20 protein-coding genes are annotated in these 17785 nt (G+C 53.6%); 10 read left to right on the top strand and 10 right to left on the bottom strand.

The genetic code is table 11. From position 1 onward, the window contains the following. Nucleotides 1-277 precede the first annotated feature (277 nt). Nucleotides 278-1240, top strand: a complete 963-nt coding sequence (locus JC200_RS20690; protein ID WP_274433604.1) for a phosphotransferase enzyme family protein — start codon at nucleotides 278-280, stop codon at nucleotides 1238-1240. A gap of 42 nt (nucleotides 1241-1282) precedes the next feature. On the opposite strand, the gene JC200_RS20685 is transcribed toward JC200_RS20690, so the two are convergent. The 6 genes from JC200_RS20685 to JC200_RS24275 all read right to left on the bottom strand — a co-directional run bounded on the left by JC200_RS20685 (nucleotide 1283) and on the right by JC200_RS24275 (nucleotide 5756). Then, a complete protein-coding gene (locus JC200_RS20685; RefSeq protein WP_274433603.1) occupies nucleotides 1283-2020 on the bottom strand; it encodes a class I SAM-dependent methyltransferase in 738 nt (245 codons plus the stop codon). Between the two features lie 367 nt (nucleotides 2021-2387). Further along, complete coding sequence (locus JC200_RS20680; protein WP_274433602.1) at nucleotides 2388-2912, bottom strand: GNAT family N-acetyltransferase; 525 nt, start codon at nucleotides 2910-2912, stop codon at nucleotides 2388-2390. Continuing rightward, nucleotides 2875-3798: a GNAT family N-acetyltransferase gene (locus JC200_RS20675; RefSeq protein WP_274433601.1), complete on the bottom strand. Its 924-nt coding sequence runs from the start codon at nucleotides 3796-3798 to the stop codon at nucleotides 2875-2877. Before JC200_RS20675 ends, JC200_RS20680 begins: the two co-directional genes overlap by 38 nt. After that, complete coding sequence (locus JC200_RS20670) at nucleotides 3795-4148, bottom strand: antibiotic biosynthesis monooxygenase family protein (RefSeq protein ID WP_274433600.1); 354 nt, start codon at nucleotides 4146-4148, stop codon at nucleotides 3795-3797. The genes JC200_RS20675 and JC200_RS20670 overlap by 4 nt, the downstream gene beginning before the upstream one ends. Before the next feature lie 135 nt (nucleotides 4149-4283). After that, nucleotides 4284-4721 (bottom strand): GNAT family N-acetyltransferase, encoded by a 438-nt coding sequence (locus JC200_RS20665; RefSeq protein WP_274433599.1) that lies wholly within the window; start codon nucleotides 4719-4721, stop codon nucleotides 4284-4286. Between the two features lie 48 nt (nucleotides 4722-4769). After that, the gene (locus JC200_RS24275) at nucleotides 4770-5756 is read right to left on the bottom strand and encodes an isochorismatase family protein (RefSeq protein ID WP_338000182.1); all 987 of its coding nucleotides are present in this window, start codon (nucleotides 5754-5756) and stop codon (nucleotides 4770-4772) included. A 279-nt stretch (nucleotides 5757-6035) separates the two neighbouring features. Here JC200_RS24275 and JC200_RS20650 point away from each other — a divergent pair, with 279 nt between their 5' ends. From JC200_RS20650 to JC200_RS20640, 3 genes are read left to right on the top strand one after another with little or no spacing between them, the layout of a single operon-like run. Beyond that, nucleotides 6036-7040, top strand: a complete 1005-nt coding sequence (locus JC200_RS20650; RefSeq protein ID WP_274433598.1) for a Gfo/Idh/MocA family protein — start codon at nucleotides 6036-6038, stop codon at nucleotides 7038-7040. 57 nt (nucleotides 7041-7097) lie between these two features. Next, on the top strand, nucleotides 7098-7325 hold the full coding sequence (locus JC200_RS20645; RefSeq protein WP_274433597.1) for a hypothetical protein: 228 nt from the start codon (nucleotides 7098-7100) through the stop codon (nucleotides 7323-7325). Further along, a complete protein-coding gene (locus JC200_RS20640; protein WP_338000181.1) occupies nucleotides 7279-7569 on the top strand; it encodes a GNAT family N-acetyltransferase in 291 nt (96 codons plus the stop codon). Before JC200_RS20645 ends, JC200_RS20640 begins: the two co-directional genes overlap by 47 nt. Before the next feature lie 8 nt (nucleotides 7570-7577). Here the strand turns inward: JC200_RS20640 and JC200_RS20635 are convergent, their stop codons facing one another. From JC200_RS20635 to JC200_RS20625, 3 genes are all read right to left on the bottom strand, one after another. Beyond that, on the bottom strand, nucleotides 7578-7961 hold the full coding sequence (locus JC200_RS20635) for a cupin domain-containing protein (RefSeq protein WP_274433596.1): 384 nt from the start codon (nucleotides 7959-7961) through the stop codon (nucleotides 7578-7580). Between the two features lie 393 nt (nucleotides 7962-8354). Continuing rightward, nucleotides 8355-8501: a P-loop NTPase family protein gene (locus tag JC200_RS20630; protein WP_274433595.1), complete on the bottom strand. Its 147-nt coding sequence runs from the start codon at nucleotides 8499-8501 to the stop codon at nucleotides 8355-8357. Between the two features lie 16 nt (nucleotides 8502-8517). After that, on the bottom strand, nucleotides 8518-9165 hold the full coding sequence (locus JC200_RS20625) for an ArsR/SmtB family transcription factor (protein WP_443111930.1): 648 nt from the start codon (nucleotides 9163-9165) through the stop codon (nucleotides 8518-8520). Between the two features lie 172 nt (nucleotides 9166-9337). On the opposite strand from JC200_RS20625, the gene JC200_RS20620 reads away from it, so the two are divergent. Further along, nucleotides 9338-9958 (top strand): flavin reductase family protein, encoded by a 621-nt coding sequence (locus JC200_RS20620; protein WP_274433593.1) that lies wholly within the window; start codon nucleotides 9338-9340, stop codon nucleotides 9956-9958. 1819 nt (nucleotides 9959-11777) lie between these two features. Here the strand turns inward: JC200_RS20620 and JC200_RS20615 are convergent. Next, nucleotides 11778-12068: a hypothetical protein gene (locus tag JC200_RS20615; RefSeq protein WP_274433584.1), complete on the bottom strand. Its 291-nt coding sequence runs from the start codon at nucleotides 12066-12068 to the stop codon at nucleotides 11778-11780. 365 nt (nucleotides 12069-12433) lie between these two features. Here JC200_RS20615 and JC200_RS20610 point away from each other — a divergent pair, with 365 nt between their 5' ends. The 5 genes from JC200_RS20610 (at nucleotide 12434) to JC200_RS20590 (ending at nucleotide 17771) form a co-directional block, all read left to right on the top strand. After that, entirely contained in the window at nucleotides 12434-13225 is a 792-nt protein-coding gene (locus JC200_RS20610) for a DNA adenine methylase (RefSeq protein ID WP_274433583.1), read from the top strand. Continuing rightward, on the top strand, nucleotides 13222-15543 hold the full coding sequence (locus JC200_RS20605; RefSeq protein ID WP_274433582.1) for a type IV secretory system conjugative DNA transfer family protein: 2322 nt from the start codon (nucleotides 13222-13224) through the stop codon (nucleotides 15541-15543). The genes JC200_RS20610 and JC200_RS20605 overlap by 4 nt, the downstream gene beginning before the upstream one ends. Before the next feature lie 198 nt (nucleotides 15544-15741). Continuing rightward, complete coding sequence (locus JC200_RS20600) at nucleotides 15742-16644, top strand: replication-relaxation family protein (RefSeq protein ID WP_274433581.1); 903 nt, start codon at nucleotides 15742-15744, stop codon at nucleotides 16642-16644. Further along, on the top strand, nucleotides 16641-17468 hold the full coding sequence (locus JC200_RS20595; RefSeq protein WP_274433580.1) for a conjugal transfer protein: 828 nt from the start codon (nucleotides 16641-16643) through the stop codon (nucleotides 17466-17468). The genes JC200_RS20600 and JC200_RS20595 overlap by 4 nt, the downstream gene beginning before the upstream one ends. Nucleotides 17469-17540: 72 nt before the next feature. Next, nucleotides 17541-17771, top strand: coding sequence for a hypothetical protein (locus tag JC200_RS20590; protein WP_274433579.1), 231 nt, complete (start codon nucleotides 17541-17543; stop codon nucleotides 17769-17771). The last annotated feature ends 14 nt before the right edge of the window (nucleotides 17772-17785 follow it).

Here is a 17785-nt window from a genome sequence, read left to right as displayed (position 1 = left end):
CGGAGGCACCCGTCGAAGCCCTACCCTCAGTTTTGGCAGGTTACACCAAAGGTTCCGATCACGCTCTCCGATGTTTCTCGCTGCCTGTGCTCAATATCGCCCGTAGATACTTTGGATGTGGTGAATCCCATAAGCGTCACGCTCCTTCTTAGGTAACTACATTGTATATCAATTCATGGCTCCGGCGGGAACAGCCAAGTGTCTCTCTTTAGAATCTGAGACATCTGTCACGGTGAACATTATCATGGAGTTGAAGACATTGGAGAGAGGTGTCATTGTGGAACAAATTCCGGAACAGGTAATAAGACAAGCCTCGGATTTCTTTGGATGCCTGGGGCCGCTACGGCTTATGGAGAGTTCATACAACAATGTTTTTGAAGCGTACCAAGACCATCACCCCGTTATCCTGAAGATAATGCCCAGAACGATAGCTGATGTGGACGCTATCATGTCTGAGCTGGAATGGGTCAGGTTTCTGGGCTCCAGAGGTTTGAAAGTGTGTTCACCGACGCTATCCAGGCAAGGACAATTCGTGGAAAACATCGTATCTGGTGACCTAATGTACCATGCTCTGTGTTTTGAAAAGTCACAAGGTGTCTCCGTAGGGCCAAAAGGGCCCAATTGGAACCAAAACTTGTTTCGAACGTGGGGCGCCGCCATGGGCACCATGCACGCCGCTGCCACACAGTTTCGGCCATCACATCCGGCGATCCGAAGACCCTATTGGTACGAGTACGCCTTATTCAACAACCTGAACGATTTTCCTAAATCAGGCGGAGAGATGGTCCGGAAAAAGTGGATAGACGCCGCAGAATGGCTACACTCCTTGCCGACACCACCCGGTGCGTTCGGGCTCATACACAACGATCTGCACCACTATAATTTCCACGTGCTAGATCAGGGCCTCGTGTTGTTTGATTTTGGCGATTGTGAGTATGGGTGGTTCTCGTACGACATTGCCATCTCGGCCTATCATGCAGTTCAAACAGTGTCACTTGAGGACCGGACTACATTTGCTAAGCAATTTATATCTGCCTTTCTGGAAGGTTATCTGTCCCGTCACAATCTTGAGCCCGAATGGATACAACTTATTCCAAAGTTTATCGAGTATCGCCGCCTGTTTTCGCTGGTATTCTTTCTACACCATGCTGGAACGTTTGGGGTGGACGACGACACCTGGAAGGCAATCATGACGATGAAGGCAGAGGTTGAGAGAGATGAACCTTATATTAAGTGCTGAAGGGCGGGGACACCCAGATACTACACAATTTGTTGCGTGGTCCTAATCCTTGTACGCCGAAATGAACAAAAAGAGCGGGATTCTCAGCCTGCGAAGATACTCGTCGTGCTCCAGCTCGGACGGTGAAGGTCGGGATTCCCGAAGCGATTGGACACGCAGTCCGGCTCTTTGCACTGCCACAAAATAATCATCGACGGTCCGGTGGTATTTGACGACGGTGCTACCCAGCCAGGGGTAGTGACGCTCACCCGTCTCGAAGTAATTGTCGACAATCCAATCTACTCTCCGTGTCGACCCTTCTGCACTCCGGTTACAAGAGGTCAGTACAGGATGCTCAACAGAAAATACGAATCGTCCTCCGGGAACAAGTGTCTTATGGACGTTTCGAAAGCATTCATCAACGTCTTCAATGTAGTGGAGCGCAAGCCGTGATACCACCAGGTCAAATGCATCCTCTGGATAATCCCAGTCCTCAATCGAAGAGAGAATGACTTGTCCGGATGTGTCCTCTAGCGTTGCCCGCCCTGATTGGGCCATGTTCTTGGATCCCTCAACCCCGACATAGCGACGGCATCCATGCTGACTCGATTCGAGTCCGAAGACGGCGTTTCCACAACCGAGATCGAGGATCGAATGGTCCTTTACATCCCCAACGAGTTCCATAAATATGGGCCTCTCGATAGTATCGTTCGGATTTTGCGACCACGTTCGATGTTGCATGTAGGTGTTAAACACTGATGGTTGGTCATAGAATTCTGGTCCCCGATATCCCTGTGCCACGCTCATTCCCTCCCTGAATCACGATGTGCATACTGCATCTTGCTCTCTCGAAGCCTTTTGGAACTGCCACCGTCATTCCCGATTCCGCATCAGAACCCATACATTTCCGAGCGGTTCGATAACTTGGCATATCCATACCTTTTCAATCCCGAACAATGGACGCTTGCTGATATTCCACAGTGTAAAACTCGTCCGGTCGTTCAATCAGATGCGGCTCAAAGAAGCCACCATCGATGGGGCGTCTGACTCGTCCAAAAACCGCAGGTAAATCCCTCCCCCTACGAGCTTCACCTTCGTCACCACCAATCGTGCTTCCGCACCCAAACTGGTCAGCGAGCCAACGCTCTGATCTTACATTGCGCCAATCCTATAATTCAATCCAGAACCGCAAGAGTAGGTTTCCGTTCTCGTCGACAAAGCTTTGGTCCTGGGCGCCTCCATTGTTCCGTATGACTTTTTCGGATCCTGTGTTCGTCTGGTTGCAGACCACCAAGGCCCTTGTGATCCCAAATTCTTTGGCCTTTTCGAGGGACAACCGTAGCAACTCGGTTGCATACCCTTTTCGCCGCTGTGACGGACGAATACCATAGCCAATATGACCTCCAGCGTTGAACAGATGTTCTGTCAGTCGGTGCCGGATATTGACTGCACCGAGGATTGTTCGCTCGTGGTCGACGAGCCAGTATGTAGAGGCTGGAACCCAGCCGTCAGGTACACCATCTGCTTGCGCCGATTGCATCAAAAATTTGATCATCTGAGGGAAATCGGACGGGTCCTTCGAGATGACCCAGGGTATCATTGATTCCCCACTATCAACCCACTCTTCGTAGAAGGACAAATATTCCTTTTCTAGTTCAACGGTTGGTTCGATAAGATAAACGCCGTTTTCCATTGGGTGGTCGCCCCCTCATTGTGTCGTTCCTGTTATTTGGTCGCCGCATCCACACGTACTCCCGTGGCCACCAATCAGGGAGTTCCGTCATCTCCTCAAATCCTGCTGCCCGGTAACGTGCCAGTGCTGCGCCGAGCCCCCTGCCTCGCTGGTCCGGGGCCACTACCAAATGGGCAGGTTCTGCGTCTCCTCCTTCGTCGTCTATCCACACTTCGCCGTATCCAACAGGACTGGATTCAGATTCGAGAACCCACAAGCGCTGGTCATCTGCATCCATCCACTCCACGAAATCCTCACGGCGAAATGGCTCGTGTCCAATCGCCCCAACGCAATCACGAGAATCCGCAAGCCAAGGGTGCAAATATTGCTCGTCTTCGGCGGTCGCACGTCTTATCCACAGAAGATCCCCGGCTGGCCTTATCATGACCTGGAACGTGACGCCATTATGTTCGAATTCGGTTCCCGGTTGAAACCCAAACCTCTGGTACAGCCTGATGGCTCTCTTGTTGAAGGTGGCGACAGTCAACCGAATGTCGGCAGAAGGGTGGTCATGTACGATCTCGTTCAAGACGTCTGACAAGAACTCGGTGCCCAACCCCTGTCCCGTCAATTCCGGCTGCATACCGATCCCGAAATCCACCACATCCGGCTGAGCCGGGTACGCTCCCGCCTCATGACCTGCTGGCACTTGAGCAGATTCGCCTACGCAATAGAAACCGATGACGTCTCCGTTTGTCGATTTGACGGTCCTGTAAGACCCGCTGAGGAGTTCGCTTGTCGACTCATCGCCTGCCCCCATGTTATAGAAATCATAAGGTGGCTCGTATGCCCAACCGGAGATTGTAGTAGCATCGGTCGTTGTCACTGGCTGAGATACAAAATTCATTCGCCAGTCTCCTCTGATGGAGCGCTTGTGAATCCATAGGCCCGCTCCACCTTGCACACTCTGGTCGCAAAACGCTCGTACCACTTCTCACGGCCCAGCTTCTGTGCCACACGGTGACGCCCATTTTCTTTCCATGCTCGAATCGACTCCTCAGAATCCCAATAGGACACCGTGATCCCAATTCCATCACCGTCACGGGCACTTTCGATCCCAAGAAAGCCTGGTTGTAACTTCGCCAGCTCTAGCATTTCGTCAGCCAACTCGACGTAACCGTTATCACCTGACGTACGAAGTGACGTAAAAATGACTGCGTAGTACGGTGGTTTCGGTGTTCTTGCAAGTTTACTCATGACCTCCCGCCTCTCTCTGCTTACCTGGACGTACATCGCCCGACACCGGGTTACTTTTCGCCATCAATTGAAAAAACGCAACGTTCGTGTAACCCGCCACTTGGTGACCACCTGTGGGTAGTCCAGTTTGAACGGTTAGAAAACTAAGCTGCGGATCACTTCTTGGTTTGTCTCAGCAATCTTTTCGAAGCCTATCGAAGTGTACAAGGCTTCAGCCGCTCGGTTGTCAGCTCTGTGTCCTAAGACAAGTTTCTCACATTGATGCTGCTCTCCGAGATGCCGGATTAACTCCTTTATTGCCGCCCGTCCATAACCCCGTCGCTGGTACTTCCGGTCGATCAGTAGCGCAATGAGCCAATACTCGGCTTCGTCAGGATCTAATCCATAGACTAGGAATCCTACCAAAAGATCACCATCGTATATCGCCATCGGGGCAAATGAGGGATCGACCTTGGATTCGGCGATCCAATAGACTACCGGACACGGAAACGTCTTCTTTTGTTCTTCGCTGACTTCGAGTTGAGTACATGCCAACCAGTTCGACTTGTCTATATCCCGAATCTGTACCTCCAAATGAATCCTCCTCAGGCCTTCAGACAGGCTCCGTTCGGAAACAATTCGTCAAAAAGTGATGTCCTGGGTCGCTTTCACATCCGCAAACCAGCGCAACACATCGTTCTCATTGTCAATGACCTGTTTTGCGGTCAAATCACCCCGATCCCAAGTACCGTGTGCATCACTAGCCAAAACGGCGTCATACCCCAGGCTGAACGCCCGCCGGCATGTGGTATCAACGCATACTTCTGACTGGATACCACACAGAATCAGCCGATGGACCCCTTGATTCCTCAGCATAGTGTCAAGCGTAGTTCCATGGAAGGAATCCGGCGTCTTTTTCTCAATCACGACGCCACCGTCTCGTGGCGCAATGGACGAATGGATCTGCCATCCCTCAGACCCATGCGCCAGGTCCGAACCCTCGCCACCGTCGTGTTGGATGTAGATGACCGGTACGTCGGTCGCTCTCGCCCTATCCGTCATGGATTGAATGTTATGCAGCAATTCAGTGCCTCGATAAACTGGATTTTCCTCGTCGAACATGGCAACTTGAACGTCGATCACGATGAGTACCGAGTCTGATTTCCTTGTCGATTTCGGCACCAGATCCCGCACAAAACGTACCCGACTCTGCCCACGGCCACAATAATCCATCTTCACCTGTACGCCGTCGATTTCTGCGTCGCCCGGTTCAATCTCGAACCCTATCTTGGTATGAAACGCAATCGAGCCCTTGTTGACAGGCGATGTCACGGCATGAACCTCTGTGCAACCTCGTGCTTGAACTGCTGCGAGGAACATGTCGTACAGCTCCTTGGCCAGTCCATGCTTGCGATAATCCGGATGAACGCCGACAAAGTGTACGTAAGCCTGTTCCGGATGAGTCTGCGATACGAACCCGATCAGGAATGCGATGATTTGGCCATTTTCTTCGACGACATAGCTGGTTTCCTGAAAGTGTTGAAAGAACAGCGAGCATCGCATAATCGGGACCATTTTGCGCTGATATTCGACGCCACCTTGCCTCGCTTGTTTCGTACGACAGCTCATCAAGAAAGTCGTCGGGTACTATACCTCTATATGTGGTACGCCAACTGTTGACGTGAACTCTTGCGATCTGTCCGTAGTCGCTCTCGCTTACCCGTCGAATGAGCCACTGACTCTGCACATGGTTACCCCCTTTTTGACCCAACACCTGCCTCAGCAGCATGTCAGATGCCTGTCGGAACCCATACCGATTCTCTGTATAGCAAAGTTTACCTGATTGCCGGATTGTGCGATAGTTCAAATAGATCACGAATGAGCAAAGTGAAGGGAGGCACCTCGGCCATGCCAATTCGCACCGGCATCATAGGGACTGGATTTGGTGCAACGGTTCACGCCCCCGTCCTCAAGGCACACCTCGCATACGACCTCGTATCCATATCCAGTATGCGGCCTGGAAGAGCTAAACAAGCAGCCACCGCCCATTGCATACCACAGGCGTACGACGACTGGCGACAGATGCTGAATGAAAATGATCTGGATCTCATCGTGATCGCAACAAAACCTGGTTTTCACTGTGAGATGCTGGAGCACGCACTGGTAACATCTCATCACGTACTCTGTGAAAAACCTCCCGCTCTCTGTGTAAGCGAAGTAAAAAGAATGAGCGAATCCGCTCGTGAAGCCAGCATGGTTGCGTCTGTGAATTTTGAGTGGCGGTATCTGCCGGAGAGGCGGGCTGTCGATCGTATCTTGGACGAAGGCCCATTGGGGGATGTGCTACACGTCAACTGGTCAGAGATATGGCCGCTTTGGCCACACATCAGGGACAGTGAGGCATCGTGGGATTGGTTCCAAGAAGAAGGTGGAGGAATGCTTGGTGCCATCGGATCGCATATCATTGATGCACTTTGCCATTGGTTCGGACCATTTGCCACCGTTCAGGGGCACACAGTGAATCATGTTCCGAAGCGAAAGAGCGGACAAGACTGGGTGCATACAACAGCGGAAGACAGCTTCACATTTATGGGCCAATTCATGAATGGAGCGACGTGTTGCGTGAGCTGTACCGTATCGGCAGTGGGTCGACCGCCACTAGTTGAGATTGTCGGAACGAAGGGAACGGTGCGGATAGAAGGACATGACCTTATGTTGGCCACCACACCGTCTAAACGATTTGAACCAGTAGAATTGGAACCGCTGATGGATGCGTCTACCTTCCCCAAGGAGATACAAGGGTATGTGCATGCGCAGTGGAACTTGTACGATGACTTGGCGAGGGCAATCGTTGGTGCGGATGGTTCCAACTTGCCCACGATGGAGGATGCTTTGCGAGTGCAGGGCGAATAGACGAGGTACGGAACTTCTTCTGTGCCATGGGGCCGCTCAAAGAGGGGTGTCGAATAAATGGTTGAATTCAGACTGGCTACCATGAATGACGCTGAAATCGTTCACTCCATCACACAAGATGCCTGGGAAGAATATCGGCACCGTCCGGGGTCCTCGAGTGCGCTCAACGAAACCTCTGAACAGATTCGGTCGATTCTTGCGAGCGGCGAAGAACTGGCTGCACTTGGTTTCTTGAATCGTGAAGCTGTTCTGGCAGTCCGCTTCCGGTTGTCGGACCATCTCTAACTTTTCCCGTCTGGGCGTGCGGCCTGCCTGCCAAGTACGTGGCTATGCGAAAATGGCTCTCCAATGGTTGGAGGATTACGCTCGGCAAAACGGACTCCAAGAAATCCGCTGCACAGTTCGAGCCTCGGTTCCCCGGAATGTTCGATTGTACGAATCAGTTGGGTATCGGAAGGTCGACGAGCAGGTTATTGCGAAGAGCCCGGATGTCCAGTTGGTCGTGTGGACGATGGCGAAGGCAATCTAAACGCCAGTTCAAGTCCCTTCTCCTTCTCCATTTGGATCAACCTCCGGCATAACCCTCTCCGGCTCCAACGCCGCTCCTTCCACCACAATCGCCGTCAGCCCACTTTCACTTCCCGTTTCGTGCCACTCGCCATCTTTCCAGTACACGGCTTGACCCGCATGAACAGGAGTTCGAGAATCCTCCCTGCCCCTGACCCATCCTTCCCCTTGAACAACCAACATCAACTGCGGGCCAACAGCTTTGTGCAGTGCAATCACGCCATCCGGTTGTACACGAATGCACCCAATCTGAACGCGATCGGTCGTCCTCAAAATTCGGGACAGAACCACATCATGGCTGCCAAAAGCGGTCAGTTGGTGCCCGACTTCTGTATCAAAGCGAAAGATTTTCACGGTGGTCTCCTCTCACATGATTGCGGAATTAGGGTGGAAGGAAGCCAGGTACGCTCTAACTTCCATGCCGTGTCTTCAAACATATCACCTGTTTCTCGCTGTTTTGGCCTCATTCAGGTGCCGTTCAATCCGGCCCTGCTCCCGCTGCCGAAATCTCCATATGTATCGCAAAAACTCCACGTCAATTTTGTCCGGACACCCTTCACCCATGTCTGGCCGAGTCTGGCCCCGATAATGGAAGACCCCCTTCATCACCCGCCACAAACAGACTCGGCGTGGGAAGTCGAGGAAGATCACCGTGTCTGCCGCCTGAATGCGAATATCCATCGTAGCACCGTAGTTTCCGTCGATGATCCACGTTGGCCGCTCGACAAGCTTCTGCTGCAGTTCTATCTACTCCGGTCTCGGCGTCTCTACCCACCCTGGCTTCCAAAAAAGGCGGTCAAGGTGGAAGACCTCGATACCCGTGATGTCACCCAGTTGACGAGCGAACGTGGACTTGCCAGCTCCTGGTGATCCGATGATGGCGCTGCGTTTCAACGGGGCATCCCCACCTCTATTTGGCTTGTTTCCAATCATCATCGAACGTGATGCCGAACTCTTGGCTCAATCCCCGAAACCCGTGTTCTGTGACTTGGATGGCTCTCCCGCCTGGTATTCTGTCAATCCAGCCCAGGTCAAACAGCCTGGTCGTAAGCGCAGCCCCAAGTGCTCCGGCCATATGATGTCGTCGCTCGCTCCAGTCCAAGCACTGACGGGCAAAATGGCGTCGTCCACGTCGAATCTCGTCGAGATTAATCCCGAAGTCCCTGAACCACTTCGCTCCATCGATTGGAACAGCGAAATCCCGTCCCTCTTCATGCAGTAAACCAAGCGCCAACAACCTGTGCGTCAACGCAACCCCCACTTCGCCTGCGATATGGTCATAACACGTACGAGCAAAATGCAGTGCTTTTGACTGGTCCGACTTTCTGAGTGAGCGAACCGGTTTCGGTGGGGCAATTGCATTGAGGGCCTCCAATGCCTGCCCCACCTCTGCACTCGCCAATCGATAATATCTATGGCGGCCGTATGATTCATGGACCAATAGCCCGCCTTCCACCATTTTGGCCAGATGGGAACTGGCTGTTTGCGGCGTCACACGAGCTGCACGAGCAAGCTCACTGGCTGGCAACGCCTTTCCGCCAAGCAAATTCATGAGCATGGCGGCACGAGAGGGATCCCCGATAAGTGATGCGACTTCCACGATATTGGGCGTCGCCACATGACCACCTCCATTCAACAGTCCGAACATACATTCACGCTTCGATGATAGTCGAATTTTTTGCGTCTTACAATGGATGGGCAACAGAAAGATGTATGGGAGGTTAAACTCAATGAATCAGCGTGTAGACGAATCAGTTCGGACCAGGATCGTTCACCCGAAAATCTTGTATTTCGGCACGCCTGTCGTGTTACTCACGACACTGAACGAGGACGAAACAAGCAACATTACGCCGATCTCATCTGCGTGGGCACTCGGAAACCGAATTGTTCTTGGTCTGGGTGAAGGCGGCCACGGGCTCGCTAATCTGCGACGACACGGCGAATGTGTTGTCAACTTGCCGGATCCATCACTTTGGAAGAAGGTAGAGGCGCTGGCTCCCTTCACAGGGGCGAATCCAGTTCCCGACCACAAGAAGGGCGTGTTTCGCCATGCCAAGGATAAGTTTGCAGAGTCCGGTTTGACTGCGGTCAAATCACACCACGTGCTCCCGACTCGCATTGCGGAATGTCCCCTGCAAATCGAAGCCAAGGTCATGGACATTCGAACCACGGGCGAGGGTACACGCTTTGTGATTATCGAGGTAGAAGCATTGGCTGTTCATGCCTGCGAAAGAATCGTGATGGACGAGTCGCATATCGACCCGGCGACATGGAGTCCACTCATCTACAATTTTCGTCATTATTTTGGACTTTGGGAGGAGTTGGGGAAAACGTTCCGCGCGGAAGTCTGAGTTGGTTTTCCGGGCTCAAGTGCGGAACACTCCAGAACCCTCTGCCGACGGACCATCAAGATGTTTACCGGATGCATGTGTTCTGCCATGTATCCGGTACATCACCCACCCTGCCGTCCCAAGGATACATCATCGCCATCCGCCTAAAAACATATAACCCTGCACACACCTGTAGCGGAATGAACGCATGATCCGCAGCCCGCATCCTTCCTTCATCAACTTGAGCGCAAAACCCATGGCGCCCCCGTACAATACCAGGAATTCTATGCTTCGCCAGGTGATGAGTGCCAATCAGCCGACTCTAGATTACTCGAATTTCGAGAAATTCCAATGACCAGCTGGTTTTGAGGTATGGGCATTAGCGATGCCTCTTCAGTAGGCCGGTATATTTTTACGTCTTGGGAACCTACAGCGTCAACTGCTCGCTATTTCGAAGCGTATGCGGATGAATACCGTATTCCCAACAGAATTCGCGTTCCTACCACAACCCGACACCTGGCTGTCCTTAGTCACCCTTGACACATTTCACCAACAAGCAAACTCGACCGCGTCGCCAAATACAGTTGCGGCATTTGACCGGCATGTCCTTACGTTCATCATAAAACCGATCCTGAATTGCATGTTGCACGCTTTTCATAACAAACAACCCCCTCACCGATCTGCAGAATCATCGTCCCACCAAATGGTAAATTCATGCATGCGAGAAGCATAAGGCTACACCCTTGCCTTAGTTCATGGCTCTTGCGCGGACCCCGTTGTTCCTCGCCCCATGTCATCCACTGCTACGCACTCAACAAAAGATTGAATACGGCGCATAGCCAGTACTAACTCCTCCGGGTTATACATACACGATTGGAGAACCATACTGCACGTGGTCAGGGCCTAGTGTAAAACCAACAAATCTGTCTCATCATTTTGCCCTTGGTCATAACTCCTTCGCAACAATACATCCGTCGCAATGAAAGAATCTCCCCCTACAGACGAATGAACGCCTCAAAACCACACACCGCACCGTGGCGCATGATCGACAATCCGCTGATAGACTTGCTTAAGTATCATGCGCTCTAAAACGGTGTCGTCGCTTGGTGAGGTAGATATTCCTCATTTCTCACTTAATCAGGAAGTATACGTCCCCGAAAAGGAACCTTTTCCAGCTTGTCCGTAGACCCCTAGCTTTGCATCCAAGCGTTTTCACTGCTTTACCCAATGACAGCGAACGATTTGCGATCACACTTCGACAACTTCCGGCATTTTTCTGTAGCATGTTGTGCCAAATCTACTTGTCTCCTGTCGCCATACCTTCGGAAATCTTAAGGTTCACTGGTCTTCGACCAATGCTATACTTTTTATACCAATCTTTTGAAATCGATAAATAGACAGAGTGTGTGCGTGCAAATTTATCCCTGATGCATGCATGCTCGGAAAGGGTGATATATCCTGTGGAAGCCGTCGAGGAAGCGGTCAGACACGTTGTCCAAACCTATGGTACAAACGACCCCTTTCGCTTAAGCGAGGATCTCGGCCTATATCTCTTACCCAGTCGTACACCGCCAGGACTGTGGGGCGCCTTCATCAATCCTGGTGACCGTGCCTTCTTCAGCTACGATTTAGATGCCCCTGGAGAAAAGCAATGCCTATATGTCGCACACGGTCTCGCTCATTCACTTCTCCATCGAGAACACTGTTCGTTGTTCCTTGAATTGGACGAACCCGGCCCTTGCGTTTGGGAATCGGAGGCCCGGGCTTTTGCCCATGATTTACTTTTTGGCGCCAGTCGCACGTCAATGCGACCGGCGACCCACATCGCACATTGAGTCATTCACCTGCCAGCTACACATTCAGTTGGAAGCTCCACTTTACAATCCATGCCATCCAGCATCATGTCTGCCACAAACCGCGCAAATCGTCGTAGTTCCGCCCCACACGTCTCCGTGCACTGCGCCTCCCAGCGAAACAATAGTGCGTGATCGTCCATCGAGAGTCGCGATTTCAGTGCCTCCGTCAACGAATCCTCCAATGCCTCCGCCTCGCCCGGTTCCTGTCGCCCATCCTCTTCGTAAAAGTCATCGATGAGTTTTTCGGCCAACAACCGGCTTGCCAGTTCACACATGGGCTCCGCCTCCTGCTTACGTTTGTCCAAGGTTACCTCTCGTAGCCAATCGTCAGCAACTTAAATGTGAGACAGTTTCGGCACCCCCACGGCACCACGTGGTACCTTATCCCGATGTACCATACAGGTACACGAATCCGTCTTCCCAGCAGCAGACATTCAATCGCGCACAGGGAAAGAAGGTGATGTCTCTCACACTTCCAGCGCCTCATGTGCCCGTTTTTCCAGCACAGGCCCGTGATTTAATTTGGGCCCGTCGCCTCGTCTGATCCCCGAATTCGAAACGTTTCTCCTTTGCCAAAAGGAAAATATCTGACACACAGGCAGCGATCCGATCGCTGTCTTTTTGTCGTGGAGGTGTTTCCATGCTCAAAAGTCCAATCAAGTGGCAGGGCGGCAAAGCCCGGCTGCGCAGGGTCATTCTCCCCCTCATTCCCGAACACACCTGTTACGTAGAACCGTTTTTCGGTGCAGGATGGGTGTTTTTTGCAAAGCCGAAGTCGAAAGCGGAAGTGATCGCGGACGTAAATGCGGAGCTTATCAACTTCTATGAGGTGGTGAAAAACGACCTCGAGCGATTCTTGCACCAATTCGACTGGACGCTCTACTCCCGTGAAGAGTTTGTTCGGGTCATGGACCGACGGGATACGGAGCGAGATCCGTTGCTACGTGCCTACGACTTTTACTACCGCGTCCAGTCACATTTTGGCGGGAAGTACAACGACTCGTATGACTGGGGGTATGGGAAAACGAAACCTGCGTTTGACTTCTCGGCCATCCGCACGCGAATTGAAGCCGCCCACAAACGGCTGTGCGGTGTGTACATTGAAAACCGCCCTTTCGACGACATCCTTCCTCGTTACGATGGCCCGGAGACGTTCTTTTATTGCGATCCGCCTTACTACAATCTCACCGGGTATCACCAGCACCCATTTACGCGTGAAGACCATCTCAGACTTCGGGATACGCTCGCGAGCGTAAAGGGCAAATGGCTACTCAGCATCAATGACCATCCAGACGTTCGGGACTGGTACGCCGACTTTCCGATTGAACCGATTGACGTTCACTACACCATCAGCCGCCAGAAAACAGGCAAGAAATCGGGCGAACTCCTCATTCGCAATTATGCCTTGGACCAAGAGGTGCAAGTGAGATGAAACATACCACTTCCCGTCGAGGGAATCGTGATTCGCTCACCTACTTTCGGGTCGCACTTCCGGCAAGCTGTTCCTTTAGGTCAGCGCAAGCCCACGTGTTTGTACAGGCACTCGCCACCATCGCCTGGCAGCGGCAGAGGTGGGGGCGTCGCCGTGCGCTGCCCATCCGTTTCCTGGCCGTCAAAGAAGCACACCAGACAAACATCCGACTGTACTTCGGTGTCTCAGTGGATCGTGCACTCGCTTTTCGGTCTGCCTTTGACGGGTCGTATCCAAATATCCACCTCATTCCAGAGCCGAAATCACCGACCGAGGGTCTATCGTGCGGCCAACCAACCATCGCCCTCACGGTGAGAAAAGGCGGGCACGGCCCGCAACCGTGGCTACCGCTCGCCACGGAACTTGTCGGCCAAGCGAATGACCCGCTGGGTCGAATCCTGCATGTCATCGGTGCGGACCACACCAGCCGCTGGGTCCTTGAGGTGTGGATGAGACCCCTTCGAGACGGGCACTTTCGTCGTGCCATCGAACAACGCTCTCGCGTACCTGGCGACAGAACCCGCTCGGAATACTTCTCACCAGCAGAAATCATCGCAGGGGTTTTCGGCAAGCAGGCACCGAAAAAGTCTTCTCCACGGGTTCCAAGTGAACATGAACAGGCGCAAAAGCAACAAGTCCGGTCTCGAATCTCTCCCGGCCAGCGTCCGTTTGAGGTATCCATCCGCATATTTGCGGACAGGTCCACGGAAGCCAGGGGTCACCTCCCAGCGCTCCTCGCCGCCATGGAGCCATTGCGCAAACATGGATGGGTGGTACCGAACCGGATTTCAAAGCGCAGGCTCACGAAAGCCTTGGAACGCGGCACGCCAACCCACCCCATGTGGTGGACGTCCGGGGAACTGGTGTCCCTCGTCCATCTTCCAGACAGCGATCAGCCCTGTTTTCGGCATGTGGCCATGGCGACCGGACTCACTCTATCACCACCGAAGGCCCGGTCACGAAATGGCATGCGACTCGGTTGGTCCAACTTCCCCGGTTCTGAAGACGAAGAGATCCGGCTTTCGCTGAATCAGGCCGCCAAGCACACGTTTCTGGCCGGTGCAACCGGGTCCGGGAAAACGACGGCACTGCTGCAGATCATGCTTGGCCTGCTTGACCAGATGCAGGAACACCCCGATGTCGCACCTGGTTTCACGTTCTTTGACCCACACGGCGGCGCGGTCGAACGGTTACTGTCTCACATTCCACCGAGTCTTCACGAGAAGGTACACGTCATCCCGCTTGGTCCGACGGACTATCCGCGTGGCCTGAACCTATTTCGAATGGATCACCAAACGGATGCCGAGGCGATTACGGGGGAATTCATCAATACGATGCAGGAACTGTGGCCAGGGTCTCGGCCCCGTTCAGAGCACTATCTACGCAACAACGTCCTGTCACTGCTCCAAAACCCGCCGCAGACTATTCTCGGGATCGCACACCTTTTTGCCAACGATGGGTTTCGTAACAAGCTGCTGCCAAAGCTCCCACCGCACTTGCAGCAGTTTTGGACAGGAGAGTTTGCGGAGATCCGGAACATCGCGGATCACCTTGGCCCCATTTGGAACAAGCTTGGTGCTCTCACCACCTATCCGTCTCTGCGGCGCGTGCTCGGCCAAGCGAAGAGTGCCATCGACACCCGCACCGTGATGGACGAAGGTCACATTGTGCTGATTGACGGATCCGGTTGCACAGCAGATGCCGTCAAGATCATCGCGGGGCTGTACCTCATTGATTTGCATTTCACCTGCAAACGCCGACCGGAGCACCGCTCCCGGCTTCATGTGTTCTTCGGTGATGAGTCCCATTTGTACGCCGTCAATGTCCTGCAAAAGATCCTCGCCGAAGACCGTAAGTTTGGCCTTTCCCTGTTTCTCGCGACCCAATACCTGGACCAACTACCTGACCCCGTACTGGCTGGCATTCTCGGAAATGTCGGTACGCTCATCTTGTTACAGCTTGGCGGACCCGATGCCGACCGGTTGACACGCTGGCTGAAGCCGGATGTCTCCTCCCGTGAACTTATGACCCTGCCCGAACTCAATGCCCTCGTTCGGACCAAGCTCGATGGCGGAATCACGCAACTCTTCACGATGAAAAACCCACTCATTGGGAGCGGCAATCCCGATTGGGCCACGCGTATCCTGCAGCGCTCTGACCGCGTCGATGGTCGACCAGCGAGCGACGTGGACCAGGAGATTGAAGCGATGTACGGCGGATCCCACACCGCATCCAAACCCGGGCAAGTGAAATTTGGCGGATCACCATTCGAAGGATAACCGTCCCGGTCGTCATCGAAGGCAACCAGACACCGCACAGGGTTCCAAACAGGGTTACGCACACCGATTCGAACACGGTTCCAAACAGTCATTGCACAATCCTAGCCCGAGAGTTCCCAAACACCGTGCGGCTTTACGGGATTTAAGAATCGGGACATTCTACTCCATCCGCCCCCGATGGAAAGGAGGAATCCTCTGATGCAAGTTCCGCGTCACATTGAAAGCGAGATCGTCATCTCCTTGTACCGGTACAGCATGATGACCTCTCGTCAGCTGAGTCTGCTCTTGAACTATGAGATCGACACCCTCTACAAGGCATTTCAAACCATGCGCTCCAAGGGATGGGTCGAGTCCCTCTCCCTTGACTTCATCCGGCGCAATGCCAGAGGGTGGGTCCTAACCAAGGGTGGGGTGGAGGTCGCCTTCGGGCTTACGAAAGAGTACCGGGCCGGACTCCTCCGAAAGACGGGCACCATGGCTGGTCAGATCCCACACCTCTATGGCGTCAATCGATTCTTCACGAACTTGATCCGCGAGAGTTCGTCACAACCGATGCGGGAGGGACTCGTCGAATGGATCGGGATGCGCGATGCCGGAGATCGATACGCACAGGTGGATTCTAAAGGGAGACGGACCACGCCCCTGCGCCCAGACGGGATCGGGACCTACCGATTCTCTGAAGGTGGAGACTTGGTGTTCCACATGGAGTATGACACGGGCAGTGAACACATTTGGGTCCTGCACCACAAGCTGTGGCAATACACCGACATCCTGTCCAAGTTCTGGGCCGACATCACCCTCGCCAACGTGCTCTTCGTCACCCGGGAGGACAGCCGGTGTACACGCATCCATGAACTGTGGACAGACCTCTGTTCAGATGCCCTGACCGGGCAACCCGTCCCTGCCGTATGGACGGTTACCGAAAGAGAACTCGAACGCCAAGGCGCGTTCGGTCCCGTGTGGCAAAGCGCGGACGGCAGACACGTTACGTGGCGGGACATGCCTCGACTGCGAGGCAATCAGGAACGGTCGATCCCGCTCGGCAAACAGGTGCGTGAGCAACCCTTCGCAAACCGTGCGAAACGAGGCTGGAGCCGATGAACCCTGCACGAAGCGCAATCATCCGGGTTCTCCTCTGGTGCATGCTCATCCTCTCGACCGCCGGGTCCATCCATCTTCTCACAGGCTCACCTGAACCCAAGTCCAGCACGCCGGGCCTTCGTGAGTCGATCGTTTTACAGGACCAATCAGTCGCCGGATTTGCGGCCGCGTTTGCGCGTGCATGGCTCACGTGGCCCGCCTCGGAAACACCCGACGCATGGGAGGCCCAACTGAAGCCCTTCGTTCCCGCGTCCCTTTTGAACAGCAACTTTCCACAACCGCTCGCACAGGGAAAGACGTCTCAGCAGGTCGAAGCTGTGTTTCCGATTCGGGTGATCCGACGAGGTACAAATCAGTTTCTCGTCAGTGTCTACGCGCAGACCAACCTTCACCCCCTTGTCGACCTAATTGTCCCCGTCCATCTGGATGCCTCTAGTCAGCCCTTCATCGCGAATCCTCCGATGATGAAGCCTGTAGCTCCTCCACACGGTGACGCGCCGCCACAAACGACATCACCCGCACCGGATGCCGTCGCAGCGGCACTTCGACCAACCGTGGTGTCGTTTTTACAAGCGTACGTCTCCGGCCAGAACAACTCAGACTTGTCAAATTACCTGGCGCCCGGATTCTCAATTCAACCCTTGGGCGGCTTATTCACGTGGCGATCGCTAACGGGCCTTCAGGTACTCGGCAAAGGGCCGTACACGGTGATTGCCACGACGGATGTCGTGGATCCGGTCGCGAAACGGGAACTGTCACAGATTTACGTCCTGCACATGGTCCAAAGCGACGGAAAGTGGTTCGTCTCCTCCCTGCAGCCGTAAACATCCGGCGTTTCGAGCGCTCCAACGACCCCGCACGACTGGTTACGCCTTGAGGACAAGGAGGTGAGCTTCGTGGACTTCATTAACACGGGCATCAACTGGGCGGAACATGTGTTGCAGGCGGTGTTTCTCTGCATCGCAGTCTACCGTGGCGTCAAGTTATACGCCAGAGGGGAACACAACCATCTGTGGTCGCACATCATCCTCTCGTGCATTCTGGCCATCTTCGTGTTTTTCCCGAAAATCGCGGAATTCCTCGCGACCTACCTGCTGCAAAAACTCGGCATCAACGTTGGCAGTTGATCGCGGAACGCCGA

The organism is Alicyclobacillus sp. ALC3 (assembly GCF_028751195.1).
Lineage (GTDB): Bacteria > Bacillota > Bacilli > Alicyclobacillales > Alicyclobacillaceae > Alicyclobacillus_L.
This window is presented reverse-complemented; position numbering and strand designations above follow the sequence as displayed.

What these genes read in the sequence shown, in the direction of transcription:
- JC200_RS20680 (WP_274433602.1), bottom strand. Translation starts at nt 2,912, where the DNA reads ATGGAAAACGGCGTTTATCTTATCGAACCAACCGTTGAACTAGAAAAG.
- JC200_RS20675 (WP_274433601.1), bottom strand. Translation starts at nt 3,798, where the DNA reads ATGAATTTTGTATCTCAGCCAGTGACAACGACCGATGCTACTACAATC.
- JC200_RS20670 (WP_274433600.1), bottom strand. Translation starts at nt 4,148, where the DNA reads ATGAGTAAACTTGCAAGAACACCGAAACCACCGTACTACGCAGTCATT.
- JC200_RS24275 (WP_338000182.1), bottom strand. Translation starts at nt 5,756, where the DNA reads ATGAGCTGTCGTACGAAACAAGCGAGGCAAGGTGGCGTCGAATATCAG.
- JC200_RS20650 (WP_274433598.1), top strand. Translation starts at nt 6,036, where the DNA reads ATGCCAATTCGCACCGGCATCATAGGGACTGGATTTGGTGCAACGGTT.
- JC200_RS20645 (WP_274433597.1), top strand. Translation starts at nt 7,098, where the DNA reads ATGGTTGAATTCAGACTGGCTACCATGAATGACGCTGAAATCGTTCAC.
- JC200_RS20625 (WP_443111930.1), bottom strand. Translation starts at nt 9,165, where the DNA reads ATGCTCATGAATTTGCTTGGCGGAAAGGCGTTGCCAGCCAGTGAGCTT.
- JC200_RS20620 (WP_274433593.1), top strand. Translation starts at nt 9,338, where the DNA reads ATGAATCAGCGTGTAGACGAATCAGTTCGGACCAGGATCGTTCACCCG.
- JC200_RS20615 (WP_274433584.1), bottom strand. Translation starts at nt 12,068, where the DNA reads ATGTGTGAACTGGCAAGCCGGTTGTTGGCCGAAAAACTCATCGATGAC.
- JC200_RS20610 (WP_274433583.1), top strand. Translation starts at nt 12,434, where the DNA reads ATGCTCAAAAGTCCAATCAAGTGGCAGGGCGGCAAAGCCCGGCTGCGC.
- JC200_RS20605 (WP_274433582.1), top strand. Translation starts at nt 13,222, where the DNA reads ATGAAACATACCACTTCCCGTCGAGGGAATCGTGATTCGCTCACCTAC.
- JC200_RS20600 (WP_274433581.1), top strand. Translation starts at nt 15,742, where the DNA reads ATGCAAGTTCCGCGTCACATTGAAAGCGAGATCGTCATCTCCTTGTAC.
- JC200_RS20595 (WP_274433580.1), top strand. Translation starts at nt 16,641, where the DNA reads ATGAACCCTGCACGAAGCGCAATCATCCGGGTTCTCCTCTGGTGCATG.